Consider the following 21340-nt stretch of genomic DNA (forward strand, 5'->3'; position numbering starts at 1 on the left):
GGCCCGGCGCCCGGACCCGGCGTCGGCCCGCCGGCCCCGGGCGCGCGGCCGGTCAGCCGAACGCGGTGGTGTAGTACCGCACCCGGTAGAAGCGGGCGCCGCTCTTGCTGTGGTTGCCGGAGCTGAAGTGGATGGTGCGGCTCCAGTCACCCTCGCCGGAGCCCGGCACCACCCAGGTCCGCACCCCGTTCGGCAGCCGGGTGTACGCCTTGACGTGGTCGGCCCCGCTGACCTGGCTGGAGGTGAACTGCCAGCTGTTGCCGGCGTACACCAGTTGCAGCGAGCGCACGTTGTACGACGAGGTGAAGAAGTAGCCGCTGCCGTCGTGGTCGGGCAGGATGTCGTGCCCGACCTTCGCCCGCCCCGCGCCGTCGCTGAAGGTCAGCTTCGTCCGGTACGACAACCGGGTGCTGGACCCGTTGCCGGTGATCCCGTAGAGGCGGACCTCACCGGTGCCCACGGCGATGACGAAGCCGTTCTGGTTGTAGATGACCCCGTGCGCGCCCGGAAAGCCGTAGAACTTGACCGCCCGGGTGCCCGGCTTGCCGCCGTTGGTCGACGGTACGAACAGGTGCAGGCCGCCACCGCTGGCCGAGCCGGTCGGCCCCTTGGAGGTGGCCACCACGATCGCCCCCTTGCCCTCGATCCGCTCGATCGAGTGCGGGTTGCCGTCCACGGCGGCCTGCCAGACGATCCCCCCGGTACGCGAGGAGCCGATCGCGCTCTCGTCGATCATCGCGGCCCGGCCCAGGTAGTCGCCCATCCCGGAGGACGTCATCAGCATGACGTTGCCCCACTTCGCGGTGCCCCGCCGCTTGACGTCGGAGAGGTTCTTCCACGTACCGGTGGTGCTCGGCGCCTTCCACAGCACCGTGCCGCTGCTCCAGGCCGCCGGGTTGAACCTGAGGATCCGACCGCTGGCCTGCTCGGTCGCCATCACGTAGTGGGTCGCGGCCTCGGCCGGCGCGGCGCCGAGCAGCCCGGCGGCCGGCGCGGCGACCGCCGCGCCCGCGAGCCCCCTGAGTACGGCTCTTCTGTCCATGACACCCTCCCCTGTGGTCTGTCACCGCTGATCGTGACAGTGGGGAGTCGCCGGATCACGGTGTCGGTCCGGCCACCCTTTCCGGTACGGCGCGCCCCGGATCCGCCTGGCTCAGTAGGACTTGTCCTGGCCGAGGACGTGCTGGGCGACGAAGTTGAGGATCATCTCCCGGCTGACCGGGGCGATCCGGCCGGCGCGTACCGCGCCGAGCAGGGTGGCGACGCCGTACTCGGTGGTCATGCCGGCCCCGCCGAGGGCCTGCACGGCGGTGTCCACGGCCAGCGCGGCGGCCTCGCCGGCGGCGTACTTGGCCATGTTGCCCGAGATGCCGGCCTCCAGGTCGCGGCCGGCGTCGTAGAGGGTGGCCGCCTTGTGGATCATCAGTCGGGCCAGTTCCACCTGCACCGCCGCGTGCGCGAGGGGGTGTGCCACGCCCTGGTGCGAGCCGATGCTCCGGCCGCCCCAGACCTTGCGGGTGGCGGTGTACTCGCTGGCCCGCTCGATGGCGTACCGGCCGGTGCCGGCGCCCATCGCGGCGACGGTGATCCGCTCCGGGTTGAGCCCGGCGAACAGCGCCGGCAGCCCGGCGTCCAGGGACTCGCCGACCAGCGCGTCGGCGGGCAGCCGCACGTCGTCGAGGTAGAGCAGGAACTGGTTCTCCGGGGAGAGGATCTCCATGTCCAGTTTGGAGCGGGTCAGCCCCGGCGCGTCGGTCGGCACGATGAACAGCGCCGGCTTCAGCTTTCCGGTCGACGCGTCCTCGGTGCGAGCCACGACCAGCACGTACTGCGCCTCGTCGACGCCCGAGATGTAGCATTTGCGGCCGGAGAGCAGCCAGTCGTCGCCGTCGCGGCGGGCCACCGTGCCGAGCCGGTGGAAGTTCGAGCCGGCCTCCGGCTCGGTGATCGCGAAGACGATCTTCTGGGTGCCGTCGGCCAGGCCGGGCAGGTGGCGCTTGCGCTGCTCGTCGGTGCCGTGCTTGTTGATCACCGTGGCGGCGATGGCCGGGGAGACCACCAGCAGCAGCAGCGGGCAGCCGGCCGCCGCCAGCTCCTCGCAGACGAGGGCCAGTTCGGTGATGCCGCCGCCCCCGCCGCCGTACTCGGTGGGGATGTTGACGCCGAGGTAGCCGAGCCGGCCGGCCTCGCTCCACAGCTCGCTGGTGTGCCCGCCGGTCTTCGCCTTCTCGACGAAGTAGGAGTGGCCGTACCGCCGGCCCAGCGCGCGGACGGCGTCACGGAGCTGGTCCTGCTCGGGGGTGAGGTCGAAGTTCATCGCGGGTCCTCCTCGGAGTTGACCACGGCCAGCACGGCGCCGGTTTCGACCTGGCCGCCGGCCGGCACCGGCAGTTCGGCGACCACGCCGTCGGTCGGGGCGAGCACGGGGTGTTCGAGCTTCATCGCTTCCAGGGTCAGCAGCAGGTCGCCGGCGGCGACCCGCTGACCGACCGCCACGTGCACCCGGCTCACCGCGCCGGGCAGCGGCGCCAGCAGCGACCCGGCCGCCAGCTCCGTGGTGGGCAGCGGGAACCGGGGCAGCTCGGTCAGGCTCGTCGCCCCGTCCGGGCCGTCCACGAAGACCGCCGACCCCACCCGGTGTACGCGGAACGCCCGGCGCACGCCGTCCAGGTCGAGCACGACCCGGTCCGGGGTCGCCTGCACCAGCTCGACCGTCGGCGGCTGCCCGGACCGGTCGGCATCCGCTCCGGCCGGGTCGGCCCCGGGTCCTGTCGACGGCCCGTCGGCCGAGGTCACGCCCGGGTCGGTGTGCCACTGCGCCAGTGCGCCGGCGCGGTCCAGTCGGTAGCGCACCTCGATCTCGCCGCCGTCCGGCCCGGCGTAGCGGGTGACCTGCGGGAACGCCGGCACGTTCCGCCAGCCGGAGGGGAGCCCGGCGAGCACGCCCGCCTCGGCGCGGCGGGCGGCGGCCGAGGCGAGCGCGGCGGCCAGCGCCGCCAGCGGCCAACGGTCGGCGGGGAGCAGCGGGGCGAAGACCTCGGGGTGCCGGTCCAGGAAACCGGTGTCCGCCTCGGCCGCCGCGAACTCGGCGCTGCGCAGTACCCGGACCAGCAGGTCCCGGTTGGTGGCGACGCCGTGGAACTCGGCCCGGGCCAGCGCACCCGCCAGCGCCCGGACCGCCTCCGCCCGGGTCGGCGCCCAGGCGACCAGCTTGGCCAGCATCGAGTCGTAGTGCACGCCCACCATCGAGCCGTCCGTCACGCCGGAGTCCAGTCGCAGCCCCTTCGTCGGGGCGAACGCCCCGGTCATCCCCGGGACGGCGAACCGGTGCACTGTGCCGGTCGCGGGACGGAAGCCCTGGGCCGGGTCCTCCGCGCAGAGGCGTGCCTCGATCGCGTGGCCGTCGACCGGCGGGGTCGCCGCCACCGGCAGCGGCTCGCCCTCGGCGACCAGCAGTTGCAGCCGGACCAGGTCCAGCCCGGTGACCGCCTCGGTGACCGGGTGCTCCACCTGGAGTCGGGTGTTCATCTCCAGGAAGAAGAACTCGCCGGTCGGGGCGAGCAGGAACTCCACCGTGCCCGCGCCGACGTAGTCGACGGCCCGGCCGGCGGCCACCGCCGCCTCGTGCAGCCGCTGCCGCACCTGCGGCCCGACGACGGCCGGGGCCTCCTCGACGATCTTCTGGTGCCGGCGCTGGATCGAGCAGTCCCGCTCGCCGAGGGCGACCACGGTGCCGTGGGTGTCGCCGAAGATCTGCACCTCGACGTGCCGGCCACGCTCCACGTACCGCTCGACGAAGACCGTGCCGTCGCCGAACGCGGCGGCCGCCTCGCGGCGCGCGGAGGCGACGGCCTCGGCGAGGTCCGCGGCGTCGCGGACCACGCGCATGCCCCGCCCGCCGCCGCCGGCGGACGCCTTGACCAGCACCGGGAAGTCGGTGATCTGGTCGGGGTCGGTCCAGGTCGGCAGCATCGGCACGCCCGCCTCGGCGAGCAGCGCCTTCGCCTCCATCTTGTCGCCCATCGCGGCGATCGCCTTGGCCGGCGGGCCGACCCAGGTCAGCCCCGCGTCGGTCACCGCCGCGGCGAACTCGGCGTTCTCGGCGAGGAAGCCGTAGCCCGGGTGGACGGCGTCCGCGCCGGTCCTCCGGGCCGCGTCCAGGATCTTCTCGATCCGCAGGTACGTCTCGGCCGGGGTGTTCCCCGGCAGCCGGACCGCGTGGTCGGCCTCGGCCACGAACGGCGCGTCGGCGTCGGCGTCCGAGTGCACGGCGACCGTCTCGACGCCGAGTGCCCGGCAGGTGGCGAAGACCCGGCGGGCGATCTCGCCCCGGTTGGCCACCAGCAGTCGGGTGATCATGAGTGTGCCCCTCACATCCGGAAGACGCCGAAGCCGTCGGCGCCCTTCACCGGTCCGTTGTGGATCGCCGACAGGCAGAGCCCGAGGACGGTACGGGTGTCCCGGGGGTCGATCACCCCGTCGTCGTAGAGCCGGCCGGAGAGGAAGAGCGCGCCGGACTGGGACTCGATCTGCTGCTCGACCATCATCCGCATCGCGGCGTCGGACTCCTCGTCGTAGTCGCGCCCCCGGGCGGCGGCGGCCTGCCGGGCGACGATGGAGAGCACCCCGGCGAGCTGCGCCGGCCCCATCACCGCCGACTTCGCGTTCGGCCAGGTGAAGAGGAACCGCGGCTCGTACGCCCGGCCGCACATGCCGTAGTTGCCGGCGCCGTAGGAGGCGCCCAGGTTCACCGTCAGGTGCGGCACGGTCGAGTTCGAGACCGCGTTGATCATCAGCGCGCCGTGCTTGATGATGCCGCGCTGCTCGTACTCGGTGCCGACCATGTAGCCGGTGGTGTTCTGGAGGAAGACCAGCGGGGTGTCGGCGGCGTTGGCGAGCTGGATGAACTGGGCCGCCTTCTGCGCCTCCTCGCTGAACAGCACGCCCCGGGCGTTGGCCAGCACCCCGACCGGGTACCCGTGCAGCTCGCCCCAGCCGGTGACCAGCGCCGTGCCGTAGGCCGGTTTGAACTCGTCGAACTCGCTGCCGTCCAGGACCCGGGCCAGCACCTCGCGGGGGTCGAAGGGCACCTTGAGGTCGGCGCTGGCGATGCAGAGCAGCTCCTCCGGGTCGTACTTGGGGGGCTGGGGGACGGGGTTGCGCGGCGGCGGGCCGTGCTTGCGCCAGTTGAGCCGGCGCACGCACTGCCGGGCCAGCCGGATACCGTCCCGCTCGTCCTCGGCCAGGAAGTCGGCCAGCCCCGACGTCGACGCGTGCATGGCCGCCCCGCCGAGCGACTCGTCGTCGGTGACCTCGCCGGTGGCCATCTTCACCAGCGGCGGGCCGGCCAGGTACACCTGCGAACGGTCCCGGATCATGATGACGTGGTCGGACATCCCGGGCACGTACGCGCCGCCGGCGGTGGCGTTGCCGAAGACCACGCTGACCGTGGGGATCTTCGCCGCGGAGAGCCGGGTCAGGTCGCGGAACACCCGGCCGCCCGGGATGAAGATCTCCGCCTGGGTGGGCAGGTCGGCGCCGGCCGATTCGACCAGGTTGACCATCGGCAGCCGGTTGGCCAGGGCGATCTCGCCGGCCCGCCGGGTCTTCGCCAGCGACCAGGGGTTGACCGCGCCGCCGCGTACCGTCGGGTCGTTGGCGATGACCAGGCACTCCACGCCCTCGACCACGCCGATGCCGGTCACCACGCTGGCTCCGACCGGGAAGTCGGTGCCGTACGCCGCCACCGGGGACAGCTCCAGGAACGGGCTGTCCGGGTCGAGCAGCAGCTCGATCCGCTCCCGGGGGAGCAGCTTGCCGCGCGCGTGGTGGCGGGTCACGTACTTCTCGCCACCGCCGGCCCGGGCCCGGTCCAGCTCGGCGTCCAGCTCGGCGAGGCGTTCCAGCAGCCCCTCCCGGTTGGTCCGGTAGGTCGGCGAGGCGGGGTCGAGCGTGCTGTCCAGTGTGCTCACAGGCCCATGCCCTTCGCGATGATCTCGTTCATGATCTCGGTGGTGCCGCCGCCGATGCCGAGGATCCGGGCGTCCCGGTAGTGCCGCTCCACCTCGGCGTCGCGCAGGTAGCCGAAGCCGCCGTGCAGTTGCAGCGCCTGGTCGACCACCTGGTCGCAGGCGGCCACCGCGACGTTCTTCGCCATCGCCACCTCGGTCACCACCGGCTCGCCCGCCGCGACCCGGGCGGCCACCTCGTGCACGTACGCCCGGGCCGCCTCGGCGCGGGTGTGCATCTCGGCGAGCCGGTGCCGAATGAGCTGGCGGCTGGCCAGCGGGCGGCCGAAGGTGGTGCGGTCCCGGCACCAGCGGGTGGCCAGCTCCACGCAGCGCTGCGCGGTCGCGTACGCCTGGGTGGCCAGCGAGAGCCGTTCCGCGGCGAAGTGCTGCATGATCGCGAGGAAGCCGGTGTTCTCCTCGCCGATCCGGTTGGTCACCGGCACCCGGACGTCGACGAAGGACAGCTCGGCGGTGTCCGAGCAGTGCCAGCCCAGCTTCTCCAGCCGGCGCCCGACGGTGAAGCCGGGCGTGCCCTTGTCGATGACCAGCAGGCTGAGCTCGCCACTGCCCGGGAAGTCGGTGCAGACCGCGGTGGTCACGAAGTCGGCCCGTACCCCGCTGGTGATGTAGGTCTTCGACCCGTTCACCACGTAGTGGTCGCCGTCCCGGCGGGCGGTGGTGCGGATCGCGGCGACGTCCGAGCCGCCGTCCGGCTCGGTGATCGCCAGCGCGCCGATCATCGTGCCGGCCAGGGTGGGCCGGACGTACCGGTCGATGAGGTCGTCGTCGCCCCGGAGCTGGCCGCCGCCGAGCCGGCCGCGGAGCAGGCCGCCGCTCTGGCCGCCGGCGGCGGCGACCATGTGCGGCAGCGCGATGCCGTGCGTGAAGAGCGCCGCGATCAGCCCGGACGAGCCGCCGGAGCGGATGATCTCCTCGGTGACGAGGATCGAGTCGAGCAGGTCGCCGCCGCTGCCGCCGACCGACTCGGGGAACCCGATGCCGAGCAGGCCGATCTTCGCGGCGGTGGCGTGCAGCTCGCGCGGCACCTCGCCGGCCCGCTCCCAGTCGGCCAGGTGCGGCAGCACCTCCCGGGTGACGAAGGCCCGGGTCAGCTCGCGTAGCTGGCGCCGTTCCGGGGTGTCCACGATGCTCATGCGCCGGCCTCCCCGACTCGTTGCGGTGGACCCGTCGGCAGGTCCGCGGGCAGGTCGACGACCCGGCAGCGCAGCAGCTCTCCGAGCGCCTTGGCCTGCGGGTCGAACCGCGTGGAGGCGGCCACGCCCTGCCCGAGCAGCCCCCGCACCACGAAGTTCACCGCCCGCAGGTGCGGCAGCTCGTACCGCTCGACGGTCAGCGGGGCGGTCTCCGGCAGCAGTTCGGCCAGCCGCTCGACGGTGAGCCAGCCGCGCAGCCAGGCGTAGGTGGCGTCGGTGCGGGCCCAGACGCCCAGGTTGGCGTCGCCGCCCTTGTCGCCGGAGCGCGCCCCGACCAGTTCGCCCAGCGGCGCCCTTCGGGTCGGGCCGGTGCCCTCCGGCCGTGCCGCCGTGCCGCCGGTGGCCGGTGTGACCTCCGTGGCGTGCGCGGCAGCGGCGTCGGTCCGGGTCGGCGGCGGGATCGGCACCCGCTCCCCGCCGGGCATTACCGCGACGTGCTCGACCGCGTCCTGCGGCACGGTGTCGGCGGTGAAGACGCCGTACGGGGTGGCGTCGCCGGGCAGCGTGGTCAGCGTGCAGCCGGGGTAGGAGGCCAGGGCCAGCTCCACCGCGGCCGCCGAGAAGGCCCGCCCGGCCCGCGCCTTGTCACCGTCGCGCAGGTGTACGTGCAGCAGCGCGCTCGCCGCCTCGGTGTCGGCCGCGTCCGGGTGGTCGGTGCGGGCCAGCGTGAACTCCAGCCCCTCCTTGCCGACCGCCTCCTCGATCTGCCCGCGCACCAGGGCCGCCTTGGCGGGGACGTCCAGTCCGCAGAGGACGAACGTCATCGAGTTGCGGAACCCGCCGAGGTTGTTGACGCCGACCTTGAGGGTGTCCGGCGGCGGCGTGCCCCGGACACCGGAGACGCGGACCCGGTCGGGCCCGTCCTGGTGCAGCCGCACGGTGTCCAGCCGGGTCACCACGTCCGGCCCCAGGTACGCCGGACCGCCCACCTCGTAGAGCAGCTGCGCGGTGACGGTCTCGACGGTGACCGCGCCGCCGGTCCCCGGGTGCTTGGTGAGCACCGAGGAACCGTCCGGGTGGATCTCCGCGATCGGGAAGCCGGGCCGGTGGCCGCCGTCGGGCAGCTCGGTGAAGAAGCTGAAGTTGCCGCCGGTGACCTGCGCCCCGCACTCGATCAGGTGCCCGGCGACGGTAGCCCCGGCCAGCGCGTCCAGGTCGTTTCGGCCCCAGCCGAACCGGGCGATCGCCGGCCCGACGGCCAGCGAGGCGTCGGTGACCCGGCCGGTCACCACCACGTCCGCCCCGGCGTCGAGGCAGGCCGCGATGCCGAACGCGCCGAGATAGGCGTTCGCGGTGAGCGCGTCGGGACGGGTGAGGGCGTCGCCCTCGACGTACCCGATCCGGGCGGTGAGGCCGAGCCGGTCGGCGAGCGAGCCGATCGCGGCGGCCAGGCCGGCCGGGTTCAGCCCGCCGGCGTTGGTCACGATCCGCACGCCCCGGTCCAGCGCGGTGCCGAGGCAGCCTTCGAGCTGGCGGAGGAAGGTCTTCGCGTATCCCAGGGCGGGGTCGCGCATCCGGTCACGGCCGAGGATCAGCATGGTCAGCTCGGCCAGGTAGTCGCCGGTGAGCACGTCCAGCTCGCCGCCGTCGAGCATCTCCCGCCAGGCCGTGGCGCGGTCGCCGTAGAAGCCGGAGGCGTTGCCGACCCGGAGCGGGGCGCTCATGCCGGGGCTCCGGCACCGCTTGCCGCGCGCGGCTCCCGGCCGGCGCCGGGCGGCCCGGCGAAGGCCTGCGCCACGTCCAGCCACTCGTCGGCGGTGGCGCCGGTGGCGGTCAGGGCCAGGTCGGCGCGGTGCCGGCGCTGGGTGACCAGCAGGCAGAAGTCGAGCGCCGGGCCGGTGATCCGGTCCGCCGCGTCCGCCGGCCCGAAGGCCCAGACGTCGCCGGACGAGCCGTCCTCGCTCACGGCTGCGGGGCTCGCGAGCGCACCGCTCGCGCTCGTCGGCGCGGTCAGTTCGACCCGGACCGGGGCCGTCGGCAGCGCCCGGCCGTGGGCGGCGAAGCCGTGCCCGAGGGTACGGAAGCCGAGGTGGGCGACGTGCCGCAGCCGGGCGGTCGGGGCGCGGGTGACGCCCAGCGCGTCGGCCACGTCCTCGCCGTGCGCCCAGGTCTCCATGATCCGGGCGGTGGCCATCGAGGCGGGCGACATCCGGGTGCCGTACCAGGGCAGCTTCTCCCCGGCGGGGACGGCGGTGAGGGCGTCGATCAGCGCGGCCCGGCCGGCACGCCAGTGGGCGAGCAGCTCGGCCGGTGGGGCCAGGAACCGCTCCGCGCCGTCGTCGACGAGCCGGCTGACGTCCGGCACCGAGGTGACCGAGGCGTAGAAGGCGTCGACGTCGGTGGCGGCGAGCCGGGCCATCTCGTCGGTCCAGGCGAGGTGGGCGATCTGGTGGCCGACCGTCCACCCGGGAGCCGGGGTGGGCCGCGCCCACGCCTGCGGCGGCAGCGGCGCGACGAGGGCGTCGAGCTGCTCGGACTCGGCGGCCAGATCCGCGAGCAGTGCTGTCAGGTCGACCATGGTGCCTCCGGGCGGGGTGTGCCGGTCAGGACGGGCGGGTCACTGCCTGTCGCGCTCGGGCCCCGGCGTGGCGCGCTCCGGTGGGCCGGCGTCGGGCGTGAGCAGGGCGGCGAGCTGGCGTTTCCAGGTGTGCAGCAGGGCGGTACGGCGAGCCGAGTCGTCGTTGAGCAGGTTGGCCACGCCCAGCCCGCGGAGCAGGTCGAGGGTGGCCTGCACGGCCTCCCGTACGCCGGGGCGGCGCTCGTCCACGCCCAGCAGGGCCACGGTCAGCCGGTGCATCTCCCGGCCGACCCGGGCCTCCAGCGGCACCAGGGCGCGGCGCAGCTCGGCGTCGGTGCGGGCGGCGACCCAGAGCTCCAGCGCGGCGACGAAGAGCGGCCCGGTGAAGGCCACGCCGAGCAGGTCGACCACCCGGTCGAGCCGCTGCGGCCCGGCCGGCAGGGCCTCGGCCTCGGTGCGCAGCTCCGCCGCCCGCCGGTCGGCGAGGTGGGCGACGGCGGCGGTCACCAGGGCTGCCCTGGTCGGGTAGTGGTGCAGCTGCGCGCCGCGCGAGACGCCGGCCCGGGCCGCGACCACCGTGGTGGTGGTGCCGGACCAGCCGTACTCCACCAGGCAGTCGACGGTCGCCTCCAGCAGCCGGGCCCGGGTGGCGCGGCTGCGCTCCTGCTGAGGGACGCGCGTCGATGCGGTGGACACGGGGACAGCGTGCCGCCCCCGAAACAAACAGTCAAGCCTGACTTTTTCTTCGCCGGGCTGCGGGGGTGCGCTCCGTTTCGCCGGTGTGGCGGGGTCACCGGCTGTCGGATACCGCAGCTCCGCCGAAATGGAGTTGATCAGGAGCCGGAGGCCGGCCGGTCGGGGACGTCGTACCGGGGGTCAGCGGCCGTCGCGTGGGCCGAAGGCGGCGAGGGCGTCCAGGTCGCTGTGCCGCGAGCGCAGGTACTCGTCGGCCCAGTCGGCGGCGTCCGGGAAGCCCGACTCCGCCACCACCCGGGCGCAGGCCGCCTCGACGTCGAAGGCCGTACGCCGCAGCTGCACCCCCGGGCCGAGCAGCGCCCAGTACGCCCCCGGACCGCCGTACGGCATGCCCACGCTGCCCGGGTTGACCACGAGCCGCCGGTCGACCAGCCGGGTGAACGGCATGTGGGTGTGCCCGCAGACCACGGCCCGCACCTCGGCCGGGACCCCGGCGAACACCTCCGCCCAGCGGGCCGGTCGGGAGTCGACCAGCACCACCTCCTCGTCGTCGCGCGGGGTGGCGTGGCAGAAGAGCGTCGGGCCGAGGCCGTCGACCGGCAGGGTCACGGTCAGCGGCAGCACGGCGAGCAGGGCGAGGTGGTCGTCGCGGAGCTGGCCGGCGGCCCAGTTCGACACCTCGATCGGCGACGGGCGGCCGGCGCGCGCCTCGACCAGCTCGCGGTCGGCGTTGCCGCGTACCCAGCGGACCCGGTCGCCGAGCGAGACCAGCAGGTCCAGCACCTCGACCGGCTGCGGTCCGGCGGCGATGTCACCGGTGAGCACGATCAGATCGGCGGCGGCCACGTCCGGCTCGGCCAGTACGGCCTCCAGCGCCGGCAGCGCGCCGTGGATGTCGGAGAGAACGGCGACACGTTCGAGCATTGTTCCAGCCTGGCCCCGACCCGCGCCGGAGTCCAGGAATTCTGCGCCGGGCAGACCGCGCCTGGATCGCCGGCACCGCCCACCTTGGTGCCGCGCTCTACCGTGAGCCCGAGATTGCCAGCCGGGGGCGGGCGGGAGGCGGTGGGTGGCCAGTCGGAACGAGCGGCGCCGGCGGCGCAGCCAACCGTCGGCCGTGGCGTCGACCGCACCGGCTGAACCCAGCGGCTGACCGTGGTCTACGACCCGGAGGATCGAGACTACGTCTACCTGCCGAGCGGCAAGCCTTCCGAAAAGGGGGGTTGGCTGATCCTCGCGATCGGTCTGCTGGCCACCGCGAGCTACCTCGCCTACCTCAGGTGGACCTGGGACCGCTGGCGCAACCAGGCCGAGCGGTGGCGACACCGCCGGCCCGTGCCCAGGCTCGGCAAGCGGCAGGACCCGTGGCGGCCGGAGCACCGCGACGATTCGTTGCCGTGACGCCGAAGAGCCGGCCCGGACCGCACGACGGCGGGCCGGGCCGGCGACGTTCGTCCTGACCTGGTCAGACCCGCGCGCGGCGGGCCAGACGCTCCGGGTCGAGGATGATGATGCTCTTGCCGTCCAGCCGCAGCCAGCCGCGCGAGGCGAAGTCGGCCAGCGCCTTGTTGACCGTCTCCCGGGAGGCGCCGACGAGCTGGGCGATCTCCTCCTGGGTGAGGTCGTGGGTCACCCGCAGCACGCCGCCGTCGCGGGTGCCGAAGCGGCCGGCCATCTGGAGCAGGTTCTTGGCGACCCGGCCCGGCACGTCGGTGAAGATCAGGTCGGCCAGTGAGTCGTTGGTCCGGCGGAGCCGGCGGGCCAGCACCCGCAGCAGCTGCTCGGCGATCTCGGGCCGGTTGTTCAGCCAGGGCCGCAGCGCCTGCTTGCGCAGCCGCACCAGCCGGGTGTCGGTGACCGCGGTGGCCGTGGCCGTACGCGGACCGGGGTCGAAGAGCGACAGCTCACCGACCATGTCCGACGGGCCCATCACGGCGATCAGGTTCTGCCGGCCGTCGGCCGCCCGACGCCCCACCTTGATCTTGCCCGACAGGAGGATGTAGAGACTGTCGCCGGGCTCGCCCTCGTTGAACACGATCTCGCCCTTGCGGACGTCGATCGTCTCCATCTCCTTGGCGAGCGCCTCGGCAGCCTCCGGGTCGACACCCTGGAAGATCCCGCTGCGGGCCAGTACCTCGTCCATCGCGCACCTCCGGTTGCGCGCCGCCGTCCGTCGGCCGGGTCCGCCGTCCGCTTATCCCTCGCGCGCCGACAAGTCTAGGCGCACGTGAGCACGAATCAGAGGTGCACCCCTGGAATCTTGATCGTTGGGCGTAACCTTCCCGCCCTGATCAGGGGCTACGATCGCGCGACCGTACCCGGGTAGTGACCGGGCGTCGTCGTCAATGGCCGTAGGGTGACGGGCGTGCTGAGCGACCCCACCCTGACCAGCCGTCCCGAGGACGGCCGGGACATCCCGCTGCTGGTGTGGCGCGCCGGGGCGCCCCTGCGGGCGGCCAGCTCCGGCCCACTCGGCGGCGGGATCGGCGTCCGGAACTGGGTGGTGAACGCGACCGTGCCGATGTCGTACCACCGGGACGACCCGGCCGCCCACCTGGCCGCGCTGGCCGGCGGCCTCGGCCTGGGCGGATCCGGGGTCGGCCTGCTCACCGGCGTGGACGTCGCCGAGGTGGTGGCCCGGGCCGACACCGGCGTGCGGGCCTGGGCGACGGTCGGGCTGGGCATGCCGGTCTGGGCCGCCGCGCCGGCCCCGGCGGCGCCGGCCCAGCGGGTGGGCACGGTCAACATCATCGTGTACGTCCCGGCGGCGCTCGGCGACGCCGCCCTGGTCAACGCCGTCGCCACGGCGACTGAGGCGAAGGCGCAGGCGATCTGGGAACTCGGCCTGCCCGCCACCGGTACGCCCACCGACGCGGTCACCGTGCTCTGCCCGGCCGACGGCCCCGCCGAGCCCTACGGCGGCCCCCGGTCCACCTGGGGCGCCCCGCTGGCCCGGGCCGTGCACGCCGCCGTCCGGGACGGCGGGTCGCTGCCCTGCGTCCCCTGGTCCGACCGGCGGGCGGGATGAACTTCGGTCCGATCGGCCATCGTCGTGCCCTTACCTACCCGGTAGGGTCGCCAGCGATGTCCGCTCCCGCGTCTTCCAGGACCCGCCGCCGTGCCGCACTCGCCGTCGGCGCGGTCCTCGCCGTGCTGCTCACCGCCGGCTGCAGCACGTCGGACGACGACACCACGCCCGTCTGGCAGCGCGGCGGCGGCGGGGGCGCCACCGGTGCGCCGGCCCCGTCCGGCAGCGCCTCGCCGCCGGCCGGCGAGGCCGTCTCGCTCTCGGCGACCGGCGACATCATCATGGGCAACGCCCCCTCCCGGCTCCCCGCCAACGGCGGGCGGGGCTTCTTCGACGAGATCTCCGACGCGCTCGACGCCGACCTGGTGATGGGCAACCTGGAGGAGCCGCTGACCGAGGACACCGGCACCGGCAAGTGCGGGGCGAACTCCACCGCCTGCTACCAGTTCCGGGCCCCGTCCAGCTACGCCGCCCACCTCAAGGACGCCGGCTTCGAGCTGCTCAACCAGGCCAACAACCACGGCTACGACTACGGCCCGCAGGGGTACGCGAACACCCAGAAGGCGCTGGAGAAGCAGGGCCTCAAGCACACCGGCGCGCCGGACCAGATCACCGTGGTCGAGGTCAAGGGCGTCAAGATCGCGGTGGCCGGCTTCTCGTCGTACCCCTGGTCGAACAGCCTGACCGACATCGACGCGGCGACGGCGGTCATCGAGAAGGCCGCCACCATGGCCGACCTCGTGGTGGTGCAGGTGCACATGGGTGCCGAGGGGGCCGACCGGACCAAGGTCAAGCCGGGCACCGAGCTGTTCTACGGCGAGAACCGGGGCGACCCGGTGAAGTTCTCCCACGCCATGATCGACGCCGGGGCGGACCTGATCGTCGGGCACGGCCCGCACGTGCTGCGCGGCATGGAGTTCTACCAGGGCCGGCTGATCGCCTACAGCCTCGGCAACTTCGCCGGCGGCGGCCGGTCGCTCAACCCGAGCGGGCGGCTCGGCTGGGGCGGGGTGCTCAAGGTGTCGCTCAAGCCGGACGGCAGCTTCGCCGGCGGCTCCTTCACCTCCACCCGGATGAACTCCGTCGGCAAGCCGACCATGGACTCCGCCGACCAGGGCCTCGGGCTCATCAAGCAGCTCAGCCGGGCCGACTTCCCGCGGACCGGGGCCCGGTTCGACGCCGAGGGCAGGATCAGCGCGCCGCAGGCCGGCTGAGCCGGGCGTGGGCCCGGCGGGTGGTCGTCCCGGCGACGTAGGCTGGCCGGCGTGACCATCAGCTCCACCGAGACGGACCTCGGCCGGACCCGGCGCGCCCGGCGGATCGGCCGGGCGCTGACCGAGGCGCACCCCGACGCGCACTGTGAACTCGACCACTCCAACGCGTTGGAGCTGGCCGTCGCCACCATCCTCTCCGCGCAGTGCACCGACAAGAAGGTCAACGAGGTCACCCCGAAGCTCTTCGTCCGCTACCCGACGGCGGCCGACTACGCCGGGGCCGACCGGGCGGAGCTGGAGGAGCTGATCCGGCCGACCGGCTTCTACCGCAACAAGACCGACTCGCTGATCAAGCTGGGTCAGGCCCTGGTCGAGCGGTACGACGGCAGGGTTCCCGGCAGGCTGGCCGACCTGGTGACGCTGCCCGGGATCGGCCGCAAGACCGCCAACGTCATCCTCGGCAACGCCTTCGACGTCCCGGGGATCACCGTCGACACCCACTTCCAGCGGCTCGTGCAGCGCTGGAAGCTGACCGCGCAGACCGACCCGGTGAAGATCGAGCACGAGATCGGCGCGCTCTTCCCCAAGCGCGAGTGGACCATGCTCTCGCACCGGATCATCTTCCACGGCCGGCGGGTCTGCCACGCCCGTAAGCCGGCCTGCGGTGCGTGCACGCTGGCGAAGCTCTGCCCGTCGTACGGGACCGGGCCGACCGAGCCGGCCGCCGCCGCGAAGCTGCTCAAGGGCCCCCGAGCCCGGGACCTCGCGGCCGCCGCCGGGGTCGACCCCGAGCTGGTGCCGCGGCAGGCCGTCGCCGCGGAGGCGCCGTGAACCGGCGGTTGGCTGCCCTGCTCGTCCCCGCGCTGCTGGCCGTCGCCGGCTGCACCGCCACCGGTCAGGGCAGCGCCGCCACCCCGACCGCCCGGGCCGAACGCCCCTCGCCGTTCGCCGACTGCGCGACGCTGACCAGCCCGCCGGCCGCGACCGGTGCCGCCGCCCCGTCCGGTGCCGCCCCGTCCGGCACCGCCACGTCCGGCACCGCCACGCCCGGCGCCACCACGCCTGGCGCCGCCACGACCGGCACCGCCACGCCCGGCGCCACCGCGCCTACCGCCAGCGGAGCCGTCGGGGCTGTACTGCCCGGCCTGATCCTCTCCTGCTTCACCGGCGGCACGCCGGTGGCGCTGCGCGACGTCCGGGGCCCCGCCGTGGTCAACGTCTGGGCCTCCTGGTGCCCGCCCTGCCGCAAGGAGCTGCCCGCCTTCCAGCGGCTCAGCGAGCGTGCGGCCGGCCGGCTCCAGGTGATCGGCGTCAACAGCCGGGACACCCGCAGCGCCGCCCAGTCCATCGGCGAGGACCACGGCATCCGCTTCCCGATGCTGTTCGACCAGGGCGAGGCGCTGCAACGGGAGCTGGGGCGCAACGCCCTCCCGCTGACCCTCCTCGTCGACGCCCAGGGCCGGGTACGCCACACCGACGCCACCGGCGCCCTCGACGACGCCCGGCTCGCCGCGCTGGTCCGGCAGCACCTCGGCGTGCAGGTGTCCCAATGAGCGCGAGGAGCGAGCCGGTCCGGCGAGCCCCGCGGTCGCGAACGAAGGTGGCGCCGTGAGTGCGAGGAGTGAGCCGGTTCTGCGAGCCCCGCAGTCGCGAACGAAGGTGGCGCCGTGACCCGCCCGCCGGCCTGGATCGACCCGTTGCTCGGTCGGCTCGGCACCGCCCGGGTGGAGGACTTCACCCGGCTCACCACCCCCGAGGAGGGCGGCCGGGAGAGCGCGGTGCTGGTGCTGCTCGGCGAGGAGCCCGGCGTCGGCCCGGACGTGCTGGTGCTCCAGCGGGCCGCGACCCTGCGCAACCACGCCGGCCAGCCGGCCTTCCCCGGTGGCGCGGCCGACCCGGAGGACGCCGACGCCTCCGCGACCGCGCTGCGCGAGGCGAACGAGGAGGTCGGCCTCGACCCGGCCAGCGTGACCGTGCTGGCCGAGCTGCCCAGGCTGTGGATCCCGGTCAGCGACTTCGTGGTGACCCCGGTGCTCGCCTGGTGGCACGCGCCGCACCCGGTGCACCCCCGGGAGCCGGCCGAGGTCGCCCACGTCGCCCGGCTGCCCGTCGCCGAGCTGGTCGACCCGGAGAACCGGATGCGGGTACGCCACCCGAGCGGCTGGATCGGCCCCGCCTTCTCCGTGCGCGGCATGCTGGTCTGGGGCTTCACCGCCGGCGTGCTCGCCACGCTGCTGGAGATGGGAGGCTGGGCCCGCCCCTGGCCGCGCGGCCGGGTGATCGAACTGCCGCCCGCCGGGGCCACCCCGGCGCCGTCCGCCGGCACCGACGAGGTCGACGAGATGGCTGGCCCGCTGACCTGACCGTCACGTTCCGCAAGCGCAACGCCCCGGTCGTGCCCGGTGCCCGTACCCTTGACGCGTGTCCGTCGTGGATCTCGTCCTGCTCCTGCTCATGCTCGTGTTCGCGATCAGCGGATACCGCCAGGGCTTCGCCATCGGGGCGCTCTCGCTCTCCGGCTTCTTCCTGGGCGCGCTCCTCGGCCTCCAGGTCGGCCCGATCTTCGCCCGGCAGTTCGTCGACAGCGGCACCCGGGTGCTGATCTCCCTGGTCGCCGTCTTCGGGTTGGCCGTGCTCGGGCAGGCGCTCGCCGGCTGGCTCGGCTCGCACCTGCGCAGGACGATCACCAACGACGTGGCGAAGCGGGCCGACGACATCGGCGGCGCGTTCGTCTCGCTCTTCGCGGTGATGCTGGTGGCCTGGCTGGTCGCCGTCCCGCTGGCCTCCTCCCCGCTGCCCTGGCTGTCCGCCTCGGTCAAGAACAGCGCGCTGCTGACCGTGGTGGACCGGGTGCTGCCCGACCGGGCCCAGGAGCTCTCCACCGCCCTGCGCGACACGGTGGACACCGACGGCTTCCCGGACGTCTTCAACGGCCTGGGCCGCACCCAGGCGCGGCAGGTCTCCCCGCCCGACCCGGCCCTGGCCGGCTCGCAGGTGGTGGCGAACAGCCAGCGGTCGGTGGTCAAGGTGCTGGGTTCCGCGCCGAGCTGCGCGCGCCGCATCGAGGGCTCCGGCTTCGTGTACGCCGACGACCGGGTGATGACCAACGCGCACGTGGTGGCCGGCACCCGTTCCGTCGCCGTGGAGCTGCGCGGCGAGCGGTACGACGGCGAGGTGGTCGTCTACGACCCGGACCGCGACCTCGCCGTGCTGCACGTGCCCGGGCTGCCCGGCCCGTCCCTGCGCTTCGCCGCCGGGCAGGCCGGCAGCGGCTCGGACGCGATCGTGCTCGGCTTCCCCCTCGACGGCCCGTACGACGCCCGGCCGGCCCGGGTGCGCGACGTCGACCGGATCACCGGGCCGGACATCTACTCCTCGGGCGACGTGACCCGGGAGATCTACACGATCCGGGCGCTGGTCCGCAGCGGCAACTCCGGCGGCCCGCTGGTCTCCTCCAACGGCCTGGTGCTCGGCGTGATCTTCGCGGCGGCGGCGGACGACCCGAACACGGGTTTCGCGGTGACGGCGGCGGAGGCGCGGCCGGTGGCGCTGGAGGGCGCGGAGCGTACCCGTGGGGTGGGCACGGGCGACTGCACCTGAGCCCGGCCACGGTGGCCGGGTGACCGCGGCCGGGGTCAGCTCCGGGCGCGGGCGGCGGTCACGTCCCCGCCCGACGGGGTGACCCCGGGCAGCCGGGCCCGGCCCCAGCTCAGTGTCCGGTCGAGCACCGCCCGGGCCATGATCGCCACGCAGGTGCCGCCGTTGACGAAGGACGCCACCACGTCGCTCGGGTGGTGCATGCCCCGGTACATCCGGGTCAGCGCCACCCCGACCGGCACCAGGACCAGCAGGGCCCACCAGGTGACCTTGCCGGCGGTGCTCCTCGCCCGCAGCGCCAGCAGCAGCGCGATGCCGACGTAGAGCGCCACCGCCGCCGAGGTGTGCCCGGACGGGAAGCTGGAGGTGGGCGGCGAGACGTCCATGTGCTCGACGGCCGGGCGACGCCGGTCGATGGCCATCGTGGTCAGCAGGAAGACCAGCGCCTGGGCGCTGACCGCGGCGCACAGGAACAGCGGCTCCCGCCAGCGGTGCAGCACCAGCCGCAGGATCAGCGCCGCCACCGCGGTGACCAGGACGATCACCTGGGTGCTGGCGAGCGTGCTGAAGACCAGCGAGACGTCGTTCCAGCCGCCGGTGCGGTCGGCGGCCAGTTCCCGGTTGACCGCGTCCTCCACGGTGAACGGCCAGACCCGGTCCAGCACCCGGGTGACCAGCACCCCCAGCAGGACCATGAGGGCGAGCAGCAGAGCCACCGGCACCAGCACCCGCTTGACGACTTGCACCGCGAAGTCGGACATGGGCCGCCCATTACCCCCGCCGGGCCACAACTACGCGTCGGGCTCGTTCCGGTCGTCGGCCAGCTCCGGTTCCATCCCCTCGGCGGCGGGCCGGGCGGCGGGCCGGCCGGTCCGCTCCCGCCAGGTGGTGAACGCGGCGGAGGTCGCCGCCACCACCGCCACGCCGAGCAGCCAGCCACCCAGCACGTCGCTGGTCCAGTGCACGCCGAGCGCCACCCGACTCAGCCCGGTCACCCCGGCCACCAGCACCGCCGCCACCCAGAGCGCCACCCGCGCGGCCGTCCGGCCCCGGGTGTACGGCAGGAAGACCAGCAGCAGCACGCCGGCGGCCAGGGTGGCGTTCAGCGCGTGCCCGGACGGGAAGGCGAAGCCGGCCGCCCGGGCCACCGGGTCGAGCAGGTCCGGCCGGCTCCGGCCGACCAGCAGTTTCAGCAGCGCGCCGAGCAGCCCGCCGACGGTCATCGTGGTGACCACCCAGAGGGCCAGCCGGCGGGCCCGGCGGGTCCACAGCCAGACCACCACGCCCAGCGCCGCCACCCGCAGCGGCCCCGGACCGAAGACGTTGGTCCAGCCGTTCATCGCCCGCACCCAGCCCGGATGGTCGCCGGCGTAGCGGTACAGCGCGTCGGTCACCACCGCGTCCAGGTGGTGCAGTGGCGGCCAGGCGCCCACCACCAGCACGGCCAGCAGCGCGAACGGCACCAGCACCAGGAACGCCGCCGCCGAGGCCAGGGTCAGCCGCAGGCCCAGCGAGTGGTCACGGTCCAGGCGTCGACCCCGCCAGGAGCGGGCCGACGGGCGTACGGAGGTGCGCTGGCCGGGATTGTTCATGGCGTCAGCTCTTACCCAGCGACGCGGCCGATCAGGCCGGGGTCAGCGGCCCCAGAGGCGGAACCGGCGGATCATCAGCGCGGTGCCCGTGACCAGGGCGACGAGGATGGCCACGCCGGTCCAGAGCCGGCGCGGCGCGGTGTCGTCCTCGGCGCCGGCCGGCTGGGCGGACCAGCGGGTGTGCTGCCGGGGCGCGGTGAAGCCGAGCGGGTCGGAGCCGGTGCCACCGGCCTGGGCGTCGTCGGTCGACCCGGGCGCCGGGCCGAAGCCGACCACGCCGGGGGAGGTCTGGTCGTCGAGCGGGTTGCGGTGCACCAGCGGCACGTCCGCGGTCAACGCGGCCACCGGGTCGACCATGCCGTACCCGAAGCGGTCGTCCCGGCCGGTGGGGCCGATGTCCTTCGCGGTGGCCAGCAGCCGGTTGACCACGTCCCCGGCGGACATCTCCGGGAACCGGGCGCGCACCAGTGCGGCGGTCGCCGCCACCAGCGGCGAGGCGAAACTGGTGCCCTGCACCCCCCAGTAGATCCCGCCCGGACGGGCCCCGACCAGGCGGGTGGCCGGCGCGGTCAGGGTGGTGGCGTGCCCGGTGATCGAGCCGGACCACAGGTTCTCGCTGCTGCCCTCCAGCCCGGCCACGGCGATCACGCCGGGCTCCCGGGCCGGGTACCAGACCTTGGGGCTGGACGAGGTGGCGAGGTTGCCGGTGCAGGCGACCACGACCACGTCCCGGGCGAAGGCGTAGTCGAGCGCGGCGGCCAGTGCCGGGCTGTCGCCACTGCCGCCCAGGGACAGGTTGATCACGCGGGCGCCGTTGTCGACCGCCCAACGCACTCCCTTGGCGACGATCATCGCGTCGTCGTAGCGGTTCTCGTCGTCGAGCACCCGGACCGGCAGGATGCGGGCGCCCGGGGCCAGCCCGGCCACGCCCTTCCGGTCGTCGTTGCGCCCGGCGATCAGGCTGGCCACCGTGGTGCCGTGGCCCACCGGGTCCGGCTCGTCGGCGCCGGCGGGGGAGACCAGGTCGATGCCGGGCAGCACCTGGCCGGCCAGATCCGGGTGGGAGGCGTCCACCCCGGAGTCGATCACCGCGACGGTGACCCCCCGGCCGGTGGAGGCGCTCCACGCGGTGCTGGCCCGCAACTCCTCGAGCTGCCACTGGTCGTCGCGGACCCGGTCGGCCCGGGCCGTGGTCTTCAGCGGGACGAAACCCGGCTCGGCCAGCGGCGCGCCGGCGGCCCGCGCGGCGACGGTGACCGGTCGGGACGGGGCGGCCGACGCCGGTGGCGGCACCACGCCGACGACCGTCACGGCGGTCGCCGCGACACCGAGCAACGCCCGGCCGGCGAACCGGTGGAGCGCGGTCGGGGAGCCGTGCCGAACCCTGGTCACATCCTCCGCCATTCATCGTCCATGACACGTGCTGCTCGGCAGATTACCGGTTTTCCCCTCCCTGGCGGGACGTTCCGC

At 74.4% G+C, this 21340-nt stretch carries 20 protein-coding genes; 7 read left to right on the plus strand and 13 right to left on the minus strand.

Annotated elements, in window-relative coordinates:
- Positions 1-52 precede the first annotated feature (52 nt).
- From FHX75_RS18155 to FHX75_RS18195, 9 genes are all read right to left on the minus strand, one after another.
- The gene (locus tag FHX75_RS18155; RefSeq protein ID WP_154941330.1) at positions 53-1042 is read right to left on the minus strand and encodes a hypothetical protein; all 990 of its coding nucleotides are present in this window, start codon (positions 1040-1042) and stop codon (positions 53-55) included.
- 111 nt (positions 1043-1153) lie between these two features.
- Entirely contained in the window at positions 1154-2317 is a 1164-nt protein-coding gene (locus FHX75_RS18160) for an acyl-CoA dehydrogenase family protein (protein ID WP_154941331.1), read from the minus strand.
- Positions 2314-4359, minus strand: coding sequence for an acetyl/propionyl/methylcrotonyl-CoA carboxylase subunit alpha (locus tag FHX75_RS18165; protein WP_154941332.1), 2046 nt, complete (start codon positions 4357-4359; stop codon positions 2314-2316). The genes FHX75_RS18160 and FHX75_RS18165 overlap by 4 nt, the downstream gene beginning before the upstream one ends.
- 11 nt (positions 4360-4370) lie before the next feature.
- A complete protein-coding gene (locus FHX75_RS18170; protein WP_154941333.1) occupies positions 4371-5972 on the minus strand; it encodes an acyl-CoA carboxylase subunit beta in 1602 nt (533 codons plus the stop codon).
- Positions 5969-7165 (minus strand): acyl-CoA dehydrogenase family protein, encoded by a 1197-nt coding sequence (locus tag FHX75_RS18175; protein WP_154941334.1) that lies wholly within the window; start codon positions 7163-7165, stop codon positions 5969-5971. Before FHX75_RS18175 ends, FHX75_RS18170 begins: the two co-directional genes overlap by 4 nt.
- Positions 7162-8889 (minus strand): acyclic terpene utilization AtuA family protein, encoded by a 1728-nt coding sequence (locus tag FHX75_RS18180; RefSeq protein ID WP_154941335.1) that lies wholly within the window; start codon positions 8887-8889, stop codon positions 7162-7164. The genes FHX75_RS18175 and FHX75_RS18180 overlap by 4 nt, the downstream gene beginning before the upstream one ends.
- Positions 8886-9743, minus strand: coding sequence for a maleylpyruvate isomerase family mycothiol-dependent enzyme (locus FHX75_RS18185; RefSeq protein WP_154941336.1), 858 nt, complete (start codon positions 9741-9743; stop codon positions 8886-8888). The genes FHX75_RS18180 and FHX75_RS18185 overlap by 4 nt, the downstream gene beginning before the upstream one ends.
- A gap of 39 nt (positions 9744-9782) precedes the next feature.
- The gene (locus FHX75_RS18190) at positions 9783-10439 is read right to left on the minus strand and encodes a TetR/AcrR family transcriptional regulator (RefSeq protein ID WP_154941337.1); all 657 of its coding nucleotides are present in this window, start codon (positions 10437-10439) and stop codon (positions 9783-9785) included.
- Positions 10440-10619: 180 nt separating this feature from the next.
- The gene (locus FHX75_RS18195; protein WP_154941338.1) at positions 10620-11363 is read right to left on the minus strand and encodes a metallophosphoesterase family protein; all 744 of its coding nucleotides are present in this window, start codon (positions 11361-11363) and stop codon (positions 10620-10622) included.
- Positions 11364-11594: 231 nt separating this feature from the next.
- Between FHX75_RS18195 and FHX75_RS18200 the strand changes: the two genes are divergently transcribed.
- Positions 11595-11840 carry a hypothetical protein gene (locus FHX75_RS18200; protein ID WP_154941339.1) on the plus strand — a complete coding sequence of 82 codons (246 nt, stop codon included), beginning with the start codon at positions 11595-11597 and terminating at the stop codon, positions 11838-11840.
- Between the two features lie 64 nt (positions 11841-11904).
- Here the strand turns inward: FHX75_RS18200 and FHX75_RS18205 are convergent, their stop codons facing one another.
- Positions 11905-12582 carry a Crp/Fnr family transcriptional regulator gene (locus FHX75_RS18205; protein WP_067306583.1) on the minus strand — a complete coding sequence of 226 codons (678 nt, stop codon included), beginning with the start codon at positions 12580-12582 and terminating at the stop codon, positions 11905-11907.
- A gap of 222 nt (positions 12583-12804) precedes the next feature.
- On the opposite strand from FHX75_RS18205, the gene FHX75_RS18210 reads away from it, so the two are divergent.
- The 6 genes from FHX75_RS18210 (at position 12805) to FHX75_RS18235 (ending at position 18281) form a co-directional block, all read left to right on the plus strand.
- Entirely contained in the window at positions 12805-13467 is a 663-nt protein-coding gene (locus tag FHX75_RS18210) for an adenosylcobinamide amidohydrolase (RefSeq protein WP_154941340.1), read from the plus strand.
- Positions 13468-13523: 56 nt separating this feature from the next.
- Positions 13524-14681 carry a CapA family protein gene (locus FHX75_RS18215; RefSeq protein WP_154941341.1) on the plus strand — a complete coding sequence of 386 codons (1158 nt, stop codon included), beginning with the start codon at positions 13524-13526 and terminating at the stop codon, positions 14679-14681.
- A 51-nt stretch (positions 14682-14732) separates the two neighbouring features.
- Complete coding sequence (gene nth / locus FHX75_RS18220) at positions 14733-15512, plus strand: endonuclease III (RefSeq protein ID WP_154941342.1); 780 nt, start codon at positions 14733-14735, stop codon at positions 15510-15512.
- Complete coding sequence (locus FHX75_RS18225) at positions 15509-16234, plus strand: TlpA family protein disulfide reductase (RefSeq protein ID WP_154941343.1); 726 nt, start codon at positions 15509-15511, stop codon at positions 16232-16234. Before nth ends, FHX75_RS18225 begins: the two co-directional genes overlap by 4 nt.
- 114 nt (positions 16235-16348) lie before the next feature.
- A complete protein-coding gene (locus tag FHX75_RS18230) occupies positions 16349-17044 on the plus strand; it encodes an NUDIX hydrolase (RefSeq protein WP_154941344.1) in 696 nt (231 codons plus the stop codon).
- A gap of 58 nt (positions 17045-17102) precedes the next feature.
- Positions 17103-18281 carry a MarP family serine protease gene (locus FHX75_RS18235; RefSeq protein WP_088959917.1) on the plus strand — a complete coding sequence of 393 codons (1179 nt, stop codon included), beginning with the start codon at positions 17103-17105 and terminating at the stop codon, positions 18279-18281.
- A gap of 35 nt (positions 18282-18316) precedes the next feature.
- Here the strand turns inward: FHX75_RS18235 and FHX75_RS18240 are convergent, their stop codons facing one another.
- Genes FHX75_RS18240 through mycP form a run of 3 tightly spaced genes read right to left on the minus strand, consistent with a single transcriptional unit; the run spans position 18317 to position 21274 of the window.
- Positions 18317-19039, minus strand: coding sequence for a phosphatase PAP2 family protein (locus FHX75_RS18240; protein WP_154941345.1), 723 nt, complete (start codon positions 19037-19039; stop codon positions 18317-18319).
- Positions 19040-19069: 30 nt separating this feature from the next.
- Positions 19070-19870 (minus strand): phosphatase PAP2 family protein, encoded by an 801-nt coding sequence (locus FHX75_RS18245; RefSeq protein ID WP_154941346.1) that lies wholly within the window; start codon positions 19868-19870, stop codon positions 19070-19072.
- Between the two features lie 42 nt (positions 19871-19912).
- Complete coding sequence (mycP, locus tag FHX75_RS18250; protein ID WP_154941347.1) at positions 19913-21274, minus strand: type VII secretion-associated serine protease mycosin; 1362 nt, start codon at positions 21272-21274, stop codon at positions 19913-19915.
- Between the last annotated feature and the right edge of the window lie 66 nt (positions 21275-21340).

It is taken from the genome of Micromonospora palomenae (genome assembly GCF_007829925.1).
In the GTDB taxonomy this organism is placed as follows: Bacteria; Actinomycetota; Actinomycetes; order Mycobacteriales; family Micromonosporaceae; genus Micromonospora; species Micromonospora purpureochromogenes.